This window comes from Alcanivorax sediminis, assembly GCF_009601165.1.
Taxonomy (GTDB): domain Bacteria; phylum Pseudomonadota; class Gammaproteobacteria; order Pseudomonadales; family Alcanivoracaceae; genus Alcanivorax; species Alcanivorax sediminis.
Window position 1 is genome coordinate 1180734 of record NZ_WIRE01000001.1, and the last position, 14780, is coordinate 1195513.

17 protein-coding genes are annotated in these 14780 nt (G+C 58.9%); 8 read left to right on the forward strand and 9 right to left on the reverse strand.

Annotation, left to right across the window (positions count from 1 at the left end):
* Positions 1-3 precede the first annotated feature (3 nt).
* From lgt to GFN93_RS05315, 3 genes are all read left to right on the forward strand, one after another.
* A complete protein-coding gene (gene lgt / locus GFN93_RS05305) occupies positions 4-798 on the forward strand; it encodes a prolipoprotein diacylglyceryl transferase (RefSeq protein ID WP_153499538.1) in 795 nt (264 codons plus the stop codon).
* A gap of 34 nt (positions 799-832) precedes the next feature.
* On the forward strand, positions 833-1666 hold the full coding sequence (locus GFN93_RS05310) for a thymidylate synthase (protein WP_153499540.1): 834 nt from the start codon (positions 833-835) through the stop codon (positions 1664-1666).
* Between the two features lie 80 nt (positions 1667-1746).
* Positions 1747-2256: a dihydrofolate reductase gene (locus GFN93_RS05315; protein WP_153499542.1), complete on the forward strand. Its 510-nt coding sequence runs from the start codon at positions 1747-1749 to the stop codon at positions 2254-2256.
* A gap of 232 nt (positions 2257-2488) precedes the next feature.
* Here the strand turns inward: GFN93_RS05315 and GFN93_RS05320 are convergent, their stop codons facing one another.
* The 3 genes from GFN93_RS05320 to GFN93_RS05330 all read right to left on the reverse strand — a co-directional run bounded on the left by GFN93_RS05320 (position 2489) and on the right by GFN93_RS05330 (position 4300).
* Positions 2489-2911 (reverse strand): OsmC family protein, encoded by a 423-nt coding sequence (locus tag GFN93_RS05320; RefSeq protein WP_328594281.1) that lies wholly within the window; start codon positions 2909-2911, stop codon positions 2489-2491.
* 99 nt (positions 2912-3010) lie between these two features.
* Positions 3011-3694: a hypothetical protein gene (locus tag GFN93_RS05325; RefSeq protein ID WP_153499544.1), complete on the reverse strand. Its 684-nt coding sequence runs from the start codon at positions 3692-3694 to the stop codon at positions 3011-3013.
* Between the two features lie 87 nt (positions 3695-3781).
* Complete coding sequence (locus GFN93_RS05330; protein ID WP_153499545.1) at positions 3782-4300, reverse strand: DUF6231 family protein; 519 nt, start codon at positions 4298-4300, stop codon at positions 3782-3784.
* A 309-nt stretch (positions 4301-4609) separates the two neighbouring features.
* Between GFN93_RS05330 and hemP the strand changes: the two genes are divergently transcribed.
* On the forward strand, positions 4610-4786 hold the full coding sequence (hemP, locus tag GFN93_RS05335; protein ID WP_153499548.1) for a hemin uptake protein HemP: 177 nt from the start codon (positions 4610-4612) through the stop codon (positions 4784-4786).
* 245 nt (positions 4787-5031) lie between these two features.
* Positions 5032-5994 carry a ChuX/HutX family heme-like substrate-binding protein gene (locus GFN93_RS05340; RefSeq protein WP_153499549.1) on the forward strand — a complete coding sequence of 321 codons (963 nt, stop codon included), beginning with the start codon at positions 5032-5034 and terminating at the stop codon, positions 5992-5994.
* Positions 5995-6095: 101 nt separating this feature from the next.
* On the opposite strand, the gene GFN93_RS05345 is transcribed toward GFN93_RS05340, so the two are convergent.
* The 5 genes from GFN93_RS05345 to dapF all read right to left on the reverse strand — a co-directional run bounded on the left by GFN93_RS05345 (position 6096) and on the right by dapF (position 10308).
* Positions 6096-6410 (reverse strand): YqcC family protein, encoded by a 315-nt coding sequence (locus GFN93_RS05345; RefSeq protein ID WP_153499551.1) that lies wholly within the window; start codon positions 6408-6410, stop codon positions 6096-6098.
* Positions 6403-7110, reverse strand: coding sequence for an HAD family hydrolase (locus GFN93_RS05350; RefSeq protein ID WP_153499553.1), 708 nt, complete (start codon positions 7108-7110; stop codon positions 6403-6405). Before GFN93_RS05350 ends, GFN93_RS05345 begins: the two co-directional genes overlap by 8 nt.
* Positions 7111-7738: 628 nt before the next feature.
* On the reverse strand, positions 7739-8692 hold the full coding sequence (xerC, locus tag GFN93_RS05355; RefSeq protein WP_153499555.1) for a tyrosine recombinase XerC: 954 nt from the start codon (positions 8690-8692) through the stop codon (positions 7739-7741).
* A gap of 6 nt (positions 8693-8698) precedes the next feature.
* A complete protein-coding gene (locus GFN93_RS05360) occupies positions 8699-9424 on the reverse strand; it encodes a DUF484 family protein (RefSeq protein WP_153499557.1) in 726 nt (241 codons plus the stop codon).
* A gap of 38 nt (positions 9425-9462) precedes the next feature.
* The gene (gene dapF, locus GFN93_RS05365; protein ID WP_153499559.1) at positions 9463-10308 is read right to left on the reverse strand and encodes a diaminopimelate epimerase; all 846 of its coding nucleotides are present in this window, start codon (positions 10306-10308) and stop codon (positions 9463-9465) included.
* Positions 10309-10505: 197 nt separating this feature from the next.
* On the opposite strand from dapF, the gene GFN93_RS05370 reads away from it, so the two are divergent.
* From GFN93_RS05370 to nhaC, 3 genes are all read left to right on the forward strand, one after another.
* Positions 10506-11351: a 23S rRNA (adenine(2030)-N(6))-methyltransferase RlmJ gene (locus GFN93_RS05370; protein WP_153499561.1), complete on the forward strand. Its 846-nt coding sequence runs from the start codon at positions 10506-10508 to the stop codon at positions 11349-11351.
* A complete protein-coding gene (locus GFN93_RS05375) occupies positions 11348-11833 on the forward strand; it encodes a GNAT family N-acetyltransferase (protein WP_153499563.1) in 486 nt (161 codons plus the stop codon). Before GFN93_RS05370 ends, GFN93_RS05375 begins: the two co-directional genes overlap by 4 nt.
* Before the next feature lie 129 nt (positions 11834-11962).
* Entirely contained in the window at positions 11963-13450 is a 1488-nt protein-coding gene (nhaC, locus tag GFN93_RS05380; protein WP_153499565.1) for a Na+/H+ antiporter NhaC, read from the forward strand.
* Between the two features lie 88 nt (positions 13451-13538).
* Here nhaC and lysA read toward each other — a convergent pair whose 3' ends face one another.
* Entirely contained in the window at positions 13539-14780 is a 1242-nt protein-coding gene (gene lysA / locus GFN93_RS05385) for a diaminopimelate decarboxylase (RefSeq protein WP_153499567.1), read from the reverse strand.

The following is a 14780-nucleotide window of genomic DNA, read 5'->3' on the forward strand; positions in this document are numbered from 1 at the left end:
ACTATGGAATTTCCTGTAATTAACCCTGTCGCCATCGCCATAGGCCCTCTCAAGGTCCACTGGTATGGGCTGATGTATATGATCGGCTTTGCCGCCGCCTGGTGGCTGGGTACGGTACGGGCGAAGCGCCCCAATTCGGGCTGGACCAGGGATGAAGTCGGCGACCTGGTGTTCTATGGCGCCATGGGCGTGATTCTGGGTGGGCGCCTGGGCTATGTGTTCTTCTACAATTTCAGCAAGTTTCTGGCGGACCCGGTCTGGCTGGTCAAGGTCTGGGATGGTGGCATGAGCTTCCACGGCGGCGCCATCGGTGTGCTGGTGGCGTTTGCGCTGTTTGCCCGCAAGACCAACAAGGGTTATTTCGAAGTGGCTGATTTCATGGTGCCGATGGTGCCTATCGGGCTGGCCACCGGACGATTCGGCAACTTTATCAACGCCGAGCTGTGGGGGCGCACCAGTGATGTACCCTGGGCCATGGTGTTCCCCACCGATCCCCTGAAACTGCCTCGTCACCCATCCCAGTTGTATGAGTGCCTGCTGGAGGGTGTGGTGTTGTTCGCGGTGCTCTGGGTATATTCGGCCAAGCCCCGTCCGGCTGCTGCCGTGACCGGCCTGTTTGGTGTGGGTTATGGTGCGGCGCGGACCTTTGTGGAATTCTTCCGCGAACCGGATGCGCACATTGGCTATCTGGCCGGAGGCTGGTTGACCATGGGCATGCTGCTCAGCATCCCGATGATTATTCTGGGTATCGCCATGATGGTGTGGGCGTACCGCAATGATGCACGTCAAACAGCATAAGACGGCATAAGAGAGACGGCGTAAAGGTAACGGCATGAAGCAATATCTCGATCTACTCCGCCATGTGCGTGACAACGGCACCTTCAAGGAAGACCGTACCGGAACTGGCACCTATGCGGTGTTCGGTTACCAGATGCGCTATGACCTGAGCGAGGGTTTTCCCATGCTCACGACCAAGAAGCTGCATCTGCGTTCTATTATCCATGAGCTGTTGTGGTTTCTGTCCGGTGAAACGAACATCCGGTACCTGAAGGAAAACGGTGTTTCGATCTGGGATGAGTGGGCCACGGAAGATGGGGAGCTTGGGCCGGTTTATGGAGAACAATGGCGTAGCTGGAAAACGCCGGACGGCCAGGTCATCGACCAGATCACCCAGGTCCTGGATGAGATCAAGCGCAACCCGGATTCGCGGCGTCTGGTCGTCAGTGCCTGGAACCCGGCCGTGTTGCCGGACCCAACCATTTCTCCGGAGGCCAACGCTGCCGCCGGCAAGCAGGCGCTGCCGCCGTGTCACTGCCTGTTCCAGTTTTATGTGGCAGACGGCAAGTTGAGTTGTCAGTTGTACCAGCGTAGTGGCGACATCTTCCTGGGCGTGCCGTTTAACATCGCCTCGTATGCGCTGCTAACGCTGATGATGGCGCAAGTCTGTGGTCTGGAGCCTGGAGACTTTGTTCACACCCTGGGTGACGCCCATCTCTACTCCAATCATCTGGAGCAGGCAGATACCCAGCTGGCTCGAGAACCCCGCACGCTGCCCTCCATGACCCTGAACCCTGAGGTAAAGGATTTGTTTGCCTTCACCTTCGATGACTTTACCCTGAGCGATTACGAGCCCCACGCCCATATCAAGGCGCCGGTGGCAATATAACGCCTGACGCCCGATGCCGGACGCTCGACGCAGAGTCTTTGTCCGGCGTCATGCGTCTGGCCTCTAGCGTAGGTTTATTCATGTCCATTCGTCTTTCCATGATGGTCGCCAAGGCCAGCAACAATGTTATCGGTCGTGACAACAAGCTGCCCTGGTATCTGCCCAACGATCTCAAATATTTCAAGCAGGTCACCTTTGGCAAACCGGTGATCATGGGCCGCAAGACCTGGGAATCCCTGAAGGGGCCGCTCCCCGGCCGGACCAATATCGTGATCACCCGTCAGGCTGACTATGCAGCTGAAGGCGCCAAGGTGGTGTCGACTCTGGAAGAAGCGGTGGAAATGGCGGAAAACGTGGCGTTCATCGACGGCCAGGAAGAAGCGGTGATCATGGGCGGCGCGGAAATCTACCAGCTGGCCCTGCCAAAGGCTGACCGCCTTTACCTCACCGAGGTCCACGCCGACGTGGAAGGCGATACCTTCTTCCCGGAATACGACACCGGTGAGTGGAGCGAGATCGGCCGCGAAGACTTCGCCGCAGAAGGGCCGAATCCCTACGATTATTCGTTTGTGGTGTACGAGAGAAAATAGAGAATAGCTAGAAGCTACGCTGGAAAGGAAAACCCAAAATAGTTCCCTGGGTTTTTAGAAGAACGGTAAAGCCTCTCAAATCGTCGAGTTCGGCGATCTCCGATAACCTGTGCAGCTGGTAGGAGCTATGCTTGCATGGCGATCCGAGCACAGGCGAGGTAAGGATTCCAGAGACGTAATTCAATTACGGGGTCAACCGCTGGCAGGACGGCCTTCGAAACTCGCAGCTGATCTACCCGCGTGGTTCGATAACCACTTCGCTTTTCACCGAGGTCGCAATAAAACACTTTTCGTGAGCGCGTTGATGCAGCGCCTGGATGCGGGTCAGGTCCGGTTGCTCGCCGGTGAAAGTTACCAGGGGCTGCATGCGGATCTGTTTGACGTAAATCTTGGCCTGGGGGGTTTGGCCCATCACGGCGGAAGGATCGTCATCGTAGCTGGCAACAGACAGTCCCTCACGGGCGGCTTCAGTGAGAAAAGAAAGCAGGTGACAGCTGGCCAGAGCGGCAATGAACGCCTCTTCGGGTTCCATGAACTCCTGTTGGCCATGCTGGCCGTCGACCACCCTGACTTCGTTGCCATCAGGCAGGTGCCAGAGGTAGTGATCCTGGTTGCCATGGGCGGTCCAGCTCAGGTGCATGGTATGTTGCGGCACAACGTCTCCCCGGTATTCATTCCGTTTCCTTCCCTTCAGTATGCCATTTATCCCCATCTTTGCCATGGCAGTATGTAACCGGCTATGGCAGAGCGGTGCTCAGGGCTGGGTGGGGGTGCCTGCCAGCTCCCAGAAACGGAAGATAGTCACATTATTGATGGTCGCCATGACGCTGATCGGTAGTGCGATCAGCAGGCTGGCGGCAGCAATATGGGATACCGCACCCGTAATCATGCCGGCAATGATGCTGCTGCTCAGCATGTAGGCCAGGAACACCAGTACGATCACCAGCAGCAGTGGCCACTGTTGGGCTTCAGTCATCGTGAAAGACTGACGAATGGCGCGTAGCGGATTTTGCCGGTGCAATACCACCAGATAGGGCGCAAAGCTCAGTCGGGCATACACCCACAGCGCCGGAAAGAAGAAGGCCAGCCAACCCAGGGCCACACCGATGGCAATGATCGAATAAGTGGCCAGCAGCGCCGGATACATCAGCAGGGCGGGTGCCATGCAGGCCAGCAGCCCCGCTGGCTTGCCGCTGCGGCTGGCGGCCAGCTGGGTAATCACCGTGCCTTCGGCGAGAGGGCGAATCAACATGATCAGTACCAGGCTGGCCGTGCTGACAGCAAGGCTGCCATCAGGGGTTTCGGGCAGGACGATGGCGGTGCCAAAGGCCCATTGCAGCATTTCAGTGGCCAGGGCGAAGGGAGCGGAAACCAGAAATAGCGGGCCAAGGTGGCGCCACCAGAAATAGAGAATTTCGCGAAAACGTTGACCGATCATGGTGTCGCCGACAAAGAAAAAAAGTGACGCAACCTTACGTCAGCATAAGGCGTTTTGCCAGCCATGACAGGGCATGACGGGCCAGGGTTACCACCAGTATTTTCCCCAGTTTTCCGGGTTTGCCCAGAATCTGGCATTGTTCCAGCTACGCTCGAAGTTGTAGTTATCCAGATCGTAGCTGTACATGTCCAGGCTGCGGCCGTCCTGGCTGAAGTGTCCCTGTTCCCGGCAACCCAGTGCCAGAAAACCATTGCTGGGCCAGCGCAGGGCCTGTGGGGCCAGGGTGGGCTGATAGACTGCCACCAGCGAATCCGTATGCAGGTTGCGCAGCAACCCCATCAGGGACTCGCCATCACGGTGGGTCATGTATTCCAGCTGATCCGCCACAATCGCCATGTCCACACGCTCAATGTCTTCCAGCGCATCGAATGGGGTGGGGGACTGTATTTCAATCAGTTCGCAGTCGTGATCCTTGCACCACTGACTGACAACAGGGATGGGGTTCAGGCTTACCGCCAGAATGGAACGGGGCTGGTGGCTGTCGATGATCGCGGCCAGACGTTCCTGTGGGGACTCGGTCATTGGGTGTGCCATCGCAGTATTCATGCATTCAGTCTAACTCCATTACCGGGCGTTTTTCGATAGCGGAAAGTAAAAAGGTTGGATGCCCGGTGCAGCCTGGCGGATGGAAGCAACGCCACGGGAGGGAAGCCATAAACCCGTATACCTCAGTGATAAAAGTGCTGCTTGCAGGTCACCGGTTGATAGCGGGAAAAGTAAAACTTTTGAGCTTCGCGCTCTGTTAAGCGCGAGCCTCAATTGCACAGTGATGCTGTTCAGAAAATTCCATGCAGAGATTGACGAGCGTCCAATCAATAATGATAATGATTCTCATGTGCAGAATTGGAGGTCAGCATGAACCAGATTAAAAAAGCGGTAACGTCCTCTCCACGCAGGGTGTCTATCAACGCGGAAAGTAGGGTGACCAGTGCGTTGCTGTTGAACCATGAGGGCAAATTGTGGATTGAGCATGCCGGTGAGCGTTACCTGCTACGCCGGACTTCCAACAACCGGCTGATTCTTACCAAGTGACGCAACACCCAAGATGAGACAAGACCTGCGAGAGTTTAAACCGGTGTTCGACGCAGAAGGCCCGGGTGGCGTGGCAGGGTGCGATTACCCGCTATTCCTCATTTGTCTTGATGCGTAAAGCATTCTTCCTGCTGCGTCTCTTGTTTCCGTTTCTCCCTGACGTGGATCGCCAGCCGCCGCCAGCTTTCCACACCTAATAACTGGTGGCACTGGCAGCCCGGTGCCAGGTGATCTGGAGGCTCAATATGTCGGTCATGGCATGGCCCATGGCGCCGGCGGCATCCCCCCTGCTAAGACAGTGCGGCGCTGCGCTTGGTGATCGGGTACTACGTTTGCAAGACGAACCGCTGGCGATCCTCAAGGCGTTGTATCGGCTGGGCTCTCTGGTCGTGACGACGTTTACATCCGGTTCCCGGGTGTCCCAGAACATGAACTACCCGGCGTTGACCGAGGGTGAGTGGTGGCTGGAATCCGTTGGTGAGCGCTGCCGCTTGAGACAAACGCTCAAGGTGCAGCAATGGCACTCGGTGCTGGCGGTGCTGGAGCCCACGGGAAACTTGCCCGCCCGAAGCCTGTTATTTCTCGATCATCATGGACAGCCACTGCAGCAGGTCGCGGTAGCGCCGAACAGTGGTGGTCTGGCGTTTGAGGAACTGGTGTGCGCCATGCTGCACCCGAATCAGCGGAGCCTGAGTCTTCCCGCCATTGGGCCGCGCCGGGATGGAAACAGATTAGATGGGTTGTCGGCACTGGAGCGTGATTGGGAGGCGAGTCAGGATGACGATGATTTTTCCCGACTATTGCTACGCTGCAATGATCAGCGCGCGATGCTTTACGGTGCTGTGCGGGACAGCTTTGCCTGTCAGGTGCGTCCAGAGACACTGGCGGTAGTGCTGGGAGAGGCCGCCGATCGGGATGCGGCGACGACCCTGTGCGTTGGCAACGAAGGGGTTCGGCTCTGCATGACTGCACCCTGGTCCTCGCCGCGCTGGCAGGGCAGTCACTGTCATCTGGCGCACAACGGTGCTCTGGTTTCTTTGGACATGGCGCAGATGCATACCCTGTGGCGGCTGCGCAAACCCGGAGACGGACAAGTGGTGACGGCCCTGGAGGCACTGGATGCCGATGGACACTGGCTGTGGACCCTGTCCGCCGGAGAGGATGAGCAACAGTGGCGCGGCTTATTGAGGGACAGCGTGGTGGGTTAGCTACGCGTGACGAGAAGCGAGTTTCGGCAGGCAAAACCGATGCCTATGGGGGCGGGTTTTCGCAACTCGAAACTCGAAACTCGTTACTCGCTTCAGCGCGTTCAAAAGTGTTCGTCGAACGCCTTCAACAGGCTGATGATTTCACTCATGTCCCGCTCCATTTCCTTTAGCGCTTCTTCTGCCATGGGGGCCACGTCACAGCTGGCAGGAAGAGGGACGCCGGCGTCCATCATGGCGCGAAAACGCGCCACAAATACCCACTGCAACCACTGACTGAAATCCATGGTGTCGGCAAAAAACGGCGTCTCGCTTTCGAAGGCGGCGGGTGTCGGTGGTTGGGTGGTCCACAGGCCCTGTTTTTCCAGTTCGGTCTGCAGGTCATCAAGAATGACGGTGAGGGCGGCATGTTTAGTCATTTAACTGGGCTACCAGGTCGGGGATTTCTTCGAGGGTGAGGATATGGTGGCTGGGGCGTTCCAGTTCAACCGGCCAGTCCATCTCCACCAGGTTGGCCCACACCGCATGCATGCCGTGCTCGCGGGCAGCATGGACATCTTCCAGAGGATGATCGCCAATGTGTGCGGCCTGAACGGGGGTGACGCTGGCATCCCTCAGGGCGGCAGCGAACATATCCGGAGCAGGTTTTCGCTTGCCGATGGTTTCGGCGGAGTGATGGAAGGCAAACAGATCATCGATGCCAATCATCTGCAGGTCAGCATTACCATTGGTGAGCGCCCCTAGCACATAGTGATTGGCCAGCTGCTCGAGTACGGCACGCGCACCGGGAAAAAAGCGTACCTGGTTGCGGGCGGTATGGAAGACCTTGAAAGCATCAAGGGCAATGCGGCGGGCTTCCGGTTCGCTGAAGCCATGCTCCACAAAGGCGCGGCTCATGGCGTCCTGACGCAGGGCAGTCAGGTTGTCCAGATACTGGGGTTTTTCCTTCAGCAGCGCCGTGCGCACCGCCCGCACCCGCTCGGCGCTTAGCGCGGCGGCGGCATCAGGATGGTTATCCGCAATCCAGTCACTGCAGGTCTTCTCCGCATGACGGATCACTTCGTCCACCGGCCACAGGGTGTTATCGAGATCAAAGGTGATCAGCTTGAGTTTACTCATGGGCGTATTGTAGCGCATGGGCAAAACTTAGGCCCGGCTATGGATGCGAAGCCGCTGTAGGAGCTTGCCTGCAAGCGATCCGAGCCTAAGCGAGGCAAGGATTCCAGAGGCGCGTTTCTATTGAGGGTGAGGGGTAGCACCCCTCGAGGGGCGAGCCGGAGGGGATTGTAGAGCCCTCCTGTGTGACTCGGCATCTGCTGATATGCCATCGCACTTTGACACGAGCGTGTCCTCGCCGGACGGGCCCAAAGGGGGAGCTGGCTCCCCCTATGGACTCCCCGCCACCCCGACTCCGTTCGACCCGCTCCGCGGGCACACTCCGGTACTCGCCCTGTGGCGGACGCAAAAAAAGACTCGCTCCGCTCAGACAGGTTTTTTTGCTCTACGCCGTCACAGGGCTCCGTTCCTCGACTCACTCTAACGGGGAAGATGCCGTGCTGAGGGGATTGGCGTTCTTGTATCGCGCAAACGTAGAGGATTGCTGCAGGAACCACTTGGGGTGCGAACACAAAGAGTTTCAAGTTGCGAGAAGCGAGTTTCTAAATGCCACCCTTGCCGCGCCCATGATTTTTTGATTTTCGAAACTCGAAACTCCGCTACGTTACGTTCCTGCAGTTAAAGGCTGGAATCAGGAAGATTCCTCATCATCCTCACTGCGGCGCTGGGCTCTCGGATGGGCTCCATCGTATACCTGGGCCAGGTGCTGGAAATCCAGATGGGTGTAGACCTGGGTAGTGGCCAGGTCGGCATGGCCAAGCAGTTCCTGTACAGCGCGCAGGTCGCCAGAGGATTCCAGCAAGTGAGTGGCGAAGGAATGGCGTAGCTTGTGTGGGTGGAGGTGGTCATCCAGTCCGCGTTCCAGAGCGTGTCGCTTGAGCCGTTGCTGCACGCTGGACGGCGACAGGCGCTTACCATTCTTGCTGAGAAAGACGGCCTTTTCGGCGCTGTCTTTCACAAACAGCGTGCGTGCCTTGAGCCAGCGTTTGAGCGCGGTCACTGCCGGTTTGCCCATGGGGAGCTGGCGGGTCTTGTTGCCTTTGCCCGTGACGAGCAGCTGGGCTGCAGACATATCGATGCTGTCGATATCCAGGCTGAGCAGTTCGGCCAGCCGCAGACCGCAGGCGTAGAACAGCTCCATGATGGCCTGGTCGCGCAGGCTTAATGGGTCGCCCTTGTCGATGCCGGCATCCAGAAGCTGGCTGACCTGATCCGCATCCAGTGCCTTGGGCAGGCGTTTGCCACTTTTGGGCGCACGCACGTCCATCACCGGGTTGTCTTTGGCAATGCCTTCGCGCATCAGGTAACGGTAAAAGGTGCGGAGGGTGGAGAGCTGGCGGGAAATGGTTTTGCCGCCCTTGCCCTGGCGGTGCAGCGTGGCCACCAGCGAGCGGATGTCGTGCACGGTGACGCCGGCCCAGTCCGGCTGCCGGAGTACCCGGGCGGCCTCTTTCAGATCACGCTGATAATTGCTGACGGTATGCGGAGACAACCGTCGCTCAGACTCAAGATGCTTGAGGAAGGAGTTAATCATTAATAGTGAAGAATCAATAACGTCAGAAGCGTCGTTCTTTTCACTATTCATTATTAGTTATTCACTATTCATTGATTTTTTCGCTGCCTGGTGCGGGTACTGGCGTAGCACTTCATGCAGGCGGCGGCTCAATACCTGGCCGATGTGAGTGATGAACAACGTGCCCAGAGAACTGCGGAAGTGCATGGCACTCTTGCTGCCAATGGCCAACAGCCCCAGGCGCCCCTGAAACTCCAGCGGCACCATGGCAGCAGAGCGGATATCCGTGGCGTGTTCCTTGAACAGCGCTTCCATTTCTTCCTGACGCATGGCACCGCACACGGCTTTGCCGTTACGCAGCAGGTGATTGAGGGCTTGTGGCAGGGCGGTGCTGTCTACACAGCGAATCTGGTTGCGCAAGTCACCCAGGATGGGCATTTCGCGGTCGTACAGCATCAGGGAGACGCGATCACTGCGGAAATCATCGGCCAGACTGGTGAGCAAGTTGCGGAACAGTTTTTCTGCACTGCGGGCTTCCAGCAGGGAGAGGGTCAGTCTGCGGGTCTTGTCGAACAGGTGGTCATTTTCCCTGGCCACATCAAGCAGGCCATTGAGGCGGTCGCGCAGCTCGGTATTGCGTTCGCGCAGGATGGAGGCCTGGCGCTCCAGCAGAGAGACGGCCTGCCCCTTGGGGTCGGGCAGGCGTAACAGCTCCAGCAGCTCAGGGCGCTGTTCAAAGAAGTCCGCGTTATCGCGCAAATAGGCGGCAACCTGATCGGCGCTTACCGGGCTGTGATCCGTCATCTGTCTATCCTGTGCTGGTGGGATCCGTCTGTGCGGATTCAGTCAATCTCGATGGTGCCATCATAGACACGGCTGGCAGGCCCTGTCATCCGAATGCCGCCGGTTCCGGCATATTCAACCTGCAGGCTGCCACCGGGCAGGTGAACAGTGACCCGCTCATCCAGAACGCCGCGTCGCTGGCCGATAACAACGGCGGCGCAGGCACCGGAACCACAGGCCAGGGTTTCACCCGCGCCGCGCTCGTACACCCGCAGGCGTATCTCGTTACGGTTGACGACCTGCATAAAGCCTACATTGACCCGCTCCGGGAACTGCTCATGGCTTTCCAGAACAGGACCAACGGTTTCCACCGGCGCGGTATCCACATTCTCCACCAGCAGGGTGCAGTGCGGGTTGCCAAGGCCCACCGCACCCACTTCCCAGGCTTGTGTGCCGGATACCAGGAAGTAGCTGTCAGCTTCTTCACTGGCGGTCATGGGAATGTCTTGCGGTGCCCAGCGCGGCGCGCCCATGTCCACGGTGACCTGTTCATCGTCGGTGATGGTCAGCGTCATCAGGCCGGCGGCGGTTTCTACTACCACTGCCGGTTTGTCGGTGAGTCCCTGATCGCGGACAAAGCGGGCAAAGCAGCGAGCACCGTTGCCGCACTGGCTCACTTCTGAACCATCGGCATTCAGGATGCGGTAGCGGAAGTCGGCTTCGCCGCCACGGGCCGGTTGCACGATCAGCATCTGGTCGAAGCCCACCCCGAAATGTCGGCTCCCGAGGCGACGGATTTCATCGGCGGAAAACGGCAGACCGTCCTCCGCTAGCGGCTGGCTAATGCCGTCGATGACCATGAAATCATTGCCGAGGCCGTGCATTTTGGTGAAGCGCAGGTTCATTGCAGGTGTCCGGTACAGGGTAAAAGGGTCATTGTACTCCGGCTGGCAGGCGGCGTCAGGGGGCGTGACGAGTCTCGAGTCGCGAGTTTCGAAGATCAAAACCGGTTTTGCCTTTCGTAACTCGTCACTCGCTTCTCGCTGCTACAATGCCGGCTCAGGTGTACAATGCGCCCCTTACACTCTTTCAGGCTGCCATCATGCTTTCCTATCGCCACAGCTATCACGCCGGCAACTTCGCCGATGTTCTCAAACACATCGTGCAGATTGCCATCATCGAGTACCTGAAAAAGAAGGATAAGCCCTTCACGGTGCACGATACCCATGCTGGGGCGGGGAACTACCTGATCGACAGTGATCATATGCAGAAGACCGGGGAATATCGCGCAGGCATTGAACGCCTGTGGGAGCAGCGTACCGGTGTCGGGGTGATTGATCAGTATGTGAGGCTCGTGAAGCAGCTTAACCCGGTGGGCAAGCTGCGCGAGTATCCGGGGTCGCCAAGAATCAGCGCCAGTTTGCTGCGTGAGCAGGACCGGCTGCAATGTACCGAGCTGCACAGCACTGACGTGGAACTGCTCAGCAAGCTGTTTGCCGGCAACAAGCAGGTGCGAGTGGAGAAAATGGATGCCTGGCACGGGTTCAAGGCCATGCTGCCGCCGCAGCATCGTCGCGGTATGGTGCTGATCGATCCTTCCTACGAGCTGGAGAAAGACTACCGGGAAATGCTGCCGGCGCTGCAGATGGCCATGGAGCGCTGGGCCACTGCCACCTATGCCATCTGGTATCCGGTGATGGACCGCAATCGCACTGAGTCGTTTATCCGTCAGTTTGTGAAGGCGGAGATTCCCAACATGTTGCGTGTGGAGCTGTGTGTGAAGCCGGATGCCTCCGGGCGCGGCATGACCGGTTCCGGCATGCTGGTGGTCAACCCGCCTTACACCCTGCCTCAGCACATGGCCCAGGCCATGCCGTTGCTGGAAAAGCACCTGTGTGAAACCGGCGGCCATACACTGGTGAAGCGGCTGACTGAAGAGCTGCCATGAGTGCGTTGCTGCGAACGGCCCGCCGCGAGGATGCTGCGGAGTTGTTGCGCCTGATCCGCTCGCTGGCTCGCTATGAGAAAGCGGAAGATCAGGTGGAAACCGATGAAGCACAGCTGGCGTCTACCTTGTTTGACGCTGGTGCTACCGCCCATGCAATCGTGGCCGAGCAAGATGGCCGGCTGGTGGGCATGGCAATCTACTTCTTCAACTACTCCACCTGGCAGGGGCGCAACGGTCTTTACCTTGAAGATCTGTTTGTGGAGCCTGCCTGTCGGGGAGCGGGGTTGGGCAAGGCGATGTTGGCGCAACTGGCCGCCATTGCCGTCGAACAGAATTGTGGCCGCTTCGAATGGAGCGTACTGGACTGGAACACCCCGGCCATTGAGTTTTATGAAAGCCTCGGTGCTCGCCCGCAGTCGGAATGGGTACGCTATCGTCTTGAGGGCGAGGCACTCAACGCGCTTGCTGGCACGGCGGGATAATTGTCCCGACGGCTGGCGCTGCAAGGAGCCCAAGGCACTGGTAGACTGCGCCGCTTTCAGCGCTACCGTGAGTGCTCACTCGCTGTCGGGGGCGTATAACTGAAAGTCCTTGTTCCGGATCCTGCCGTCATGACCGAATCCCGACTTCGTCGTCCCTCCCTTCTGGATGCCCTGTTTCCTATCCTGGTATTGATCAGCCTGCTGGCGGCGGCGGTGTACCTGTACGGTGATGATGCTTCCTACGGCCCCAACCAGGTTGCGTTATTGTTCTGTGCGGGTCTGGCCTCCCTGATTGGCCTCAAGAACGGTCTCTCCTGGCGGGAAATCGAAACCGCCATGGTGCAGGGTATCTCTGTGGCGCTGGGCGCCATTCTTATTCTGCTCTCCGTGGGTGCGTTGATCGGTACCTGGCGGCTGGCGGGCATCGTGCCATCCCTGATCTACTTCGGGCTGGAGCTGATGAATCCGTCCTTGTTCTACGCGGCGGCCTGTCTGATCTGTGCGGTCATCGCCTTGAGTATCGGCTCCAGCTGGACGGTGGCGGCCACCGTGGGGGTGGCATTGATCGGGGTTGCCAGTGGGCTGGGCTTGTCCCTCCCGGTGGCGGCGGGCGCGGTGGTGTCGGGTGCCTATTTTGGCGACAAGATTTCCCCGCTCTCGGAAACCACCAACCTGGCACCGGCGGTGGCCGGGTCGGAGCTGTTCGAGCATATCCGTCTGATGCTGTGGACCACGGTGCCGTCCATCGTGATTGCCCTGTTGATCTTTCTGGTGATGGGGCTGAGCACGGATATCCCGGAGGCAGGGGAGGATCGCATCGCGCCGTTGCTGGCGGGACTGGAGAGCCAGTTTCATATTTCCATGGTGCACCTGGTGCCATTGGGGCTGCTGCTGTTCATGGCGCTCAAGCGCATGCCGGCTTTGCCCGCCATCTTCATTGGTGCGCTGGTGGGCGGTGTCTGGGCGCTGCTGTTTCAGCAAGACGCTATTGCGGTGCAAGCCGGCGTGGAGAATCCGGACTGGGCGCTGACCCTGCAGGTGATCTGGCAGACGTTCTTTGCTGGCATCACCGTAGATGCCGGTGATGCGGCGCTCAACGATCTGCTCTCCGGTGGCGGTATGGCGTCGATGATGAACACCGTCTGGCTGATCATGTGCGCCATGGCCTTCGGGGCCGTGATGGAAAAAGCGGGTCTGCTGGCACGGCTGATTGAAGGCCTGCTGGGGATGGTGAAAGGGGCTGCAGGGTTGATCACGGCCACCCTGGCCACCTGTTTTGGCAGCAACATTCTCACCGCCGATCAATACATTTCCATCATCATGCCGGGCCGTATGTTCCGCGAGGAATACGAGCGCCAGGGGCTGGCGCCAGTGAATCTGTCCCGCGCCTTGGAAGATGGTGGCACCATCACCAGCCCGTTGATTCCCTGGAACACCTGTGGCGCCTACATGCAGTCCGTGCTGCTGGTGCCAGTCACCGACTATCTTTTCTTCGCGTTCTTCAACCTGGTCAATCCGGTGCTGGCGCTGGCCTATGCGTGGCTGGGCATCAAGGTGCTGCGACTCTCACCGCCACCAAAAAACCAGTCAGATACCCTGCAAGAGCTGCGCAGATAGGCTGTCAGGCAAAAGGCCCGCTCGGTTTTCCGGGCGGGCCTTTTTGCTTTTTGCCTGTCGCGTGAAGCGTGCTGTGCGTTGCGTATCTTTAGGGCAGCAACGATTCCAGCTTCAGTTGCTCGTCGAAGGTCTCCCGCTGACGCACCACAAAGGCCTGGTCGCCATCCACCATAATTTCGGCGGGGCGGTTGCGGCTGTTGTAGTTGCTGGCCATGGCGAAGCCGTAGGCGCCGGCACTGCGCACGGCGAGCAGGTCGCCGGTTTCCAGGGACAAGGCGCGATCCTTGCCGAGGAAGTCGCCGGTTTCACACACCGGGCCAACGATATCCCAGGTGCGGCAGTCGGCATCATGGGGCTTTACCGGCACGATGTTCTGCCAGGCCGAGTAAAGGCTGGGGCGGATCAGGTCGTTCATGGCGCCGTCGACGATGGCGAAGTTCTTGTGCTCGGTGGGCTTGAGGAACAGCACCTGGGTGATGAATACCCCTGCGTTGGCCGCAATGGAACGGCCGGGCTCGATGTGCACCGGCAGGTCGCCGGGAATGTGCTTGAGCAGGGCCTGCACGTAGGCGGCGCGGTCCGGCGGGGTCTCTTCGTTATAGGTCACGCCGAGGCCGCCACCCAGATCCAGGTGATGGATCTCGATGCCGACTTTCTGGAGGGTCTCCAGCAGTTTCAGTACCCGCTCCAGCGCGTCTTCAAACGGCGCCAGGTTGGTGAGCTGGCTGCCGATGTGGCAATCGATGCCGAGAATGCGGATATGCGGCATCTCGTGGGCGCGCTGGTACAGGGCCGGCGCCTTCTCGATATCCACGCCGAACTTGTTGTCTTTCAAGCCGGTGGAAATGTAGGGATGGGTCTGGGCGTCCACGTCGGGATTTACCCGAATGGCGATGGGCGCTTCCATCTCCAGCTCACCGGCCACCAGATTGAGCAGTTCCAGCTCGGCAGCAGATTCCACGTTGAAGCAGTGAATGCCTGCTTTGAGGGCGGCGGCCATTTCGGCGGCGGTCTTGCCGACACCGGAGAAGACGATCTTGTCCGGATCACCGCCGGCGCGCAGTACTCGCTCCAGCTCGCCACCGGAAACGATATCGAAACCGGCGCCGCAGCGGGCCAGCACATTCAGCACCGCCAGGTTGGAATTGGCCTTGACCGCATAGCAGACCTGATGGGGGTGGTCGCCGAAGGCTTCATCGAAGGCCTTGTAGTGTTCTTCCAGCGAGGCGCGGGAATACAGGTACAAGGGCGTGCCGAACCGTTCGGCCAGTTGCTCTACCGGCAGTTCTTCGGCGAATAGCTCACCGTCGCGGTACTGGAAATGATCCAT

Coding starts and splice junctions, on each gene's coding strand:
- GFN93_RS05330 (WP_153499545.1), bottom strand. CDS start 4,300: ATGAATACTGCGATGGCACACCCAATGACCGAGTCCCCACAGGAACGT.
- GFN93_RS05315 (WP_153499542.1), top strand. CDS start 1,747: ATGTCCATTCGTCTTTCCATGATGGTCGCCAAGGCCAGCAACAATGTT.
- GFN93_RS05345 (WP_153499551.1), bottom strand. CDS start 6,410: ATGACTAAACATGCCGCCCTCACCGTCATTCTTGATGACCTGCAGACC.
- lysA (WP_153499567.1), bottom strand. CDS start 14,780: ATGGATCATTTCCAGTACCGCGACGGTGAGCTATTCGCCGAAGAACTG.
- GFN93_RS05325 (WP_153499544.1), bottom strand. CDS start 3,694: ATGATCGGTCAACGTTTTCGCGAAATTCTCTATTTCTGGTGGCGCCAC.
- GFN93_RS05360 (WP_153499557.1), bottom strand. CDS start 9,424: ATGACGGATCACAGCCCGGTAAGCGCCGATCAGGTTGCCGCCTATTTG.
- GFN93_RS05340 (WP_153499549.1), top strand. CDS start 5,032: ATGTCGGTCATGGCATGGCCCATGGCGCCGGCGGCATCCCCCCTGCTA.
- dapF (WP_153499559.1), bottom strand. CDS start 10,308: ATGAACCTGCGCTTCACCAAAATGCACGGCCTCGGCAATGATTTCATG.
- GFN93_RS05310 (WP_153499540.1), top strand. CDS start 833: ATGAAGCAATATCTCGATCTACTCCGCCATGTGCGTGACAACGGCACC.
- lgt (WP_153499538.1), top strand. CDS start 4: ATGGAATTTCCTGTAATTAACCCTGTCGCCATCGCCATAGGCCCTCTC.
- hemP (WP_153499548.1), top strand. CDS start 4,610: ATGAACCAGATTAAAAAAGCGGTAACGTCCTCTCCACGCAGGGTGTCT.
- GFN93_RS05375 (WP_153499563.1), top strand. CDS start 11,348: ATGAGTGCGTTGCTGCGAACGGCCCGCCGCGAGGATGCTGCGGAGTTG.
- GFN93_RS05350 (WP_153499553.1), bottom strand. CDS start 7,110: ATGAGTAAACTCAAGCTGATCACCTTTGATCTCGATAACACCCTGTGG.
- xerC (WP_153499555.1), bottom strand. CDS start 8,692: ATGAATAGTGAAAAGAACGACGCTTCTGACGTTATTGATTCTTCACTA.
- GFN93_RS05370 (WP_153499561.1), top strand. CDS start 10,506: ATGCTTTCCTATCGCCACAGCTATCACGCCGGCAACTTCGCCGATGTT.
- nhaC (WP_153499565.1), top strand. CDS start 11,963: ATGACCGAATCCCGACTTCGTCGTCCCTCCCTTCTGGATGCCCTGTTT.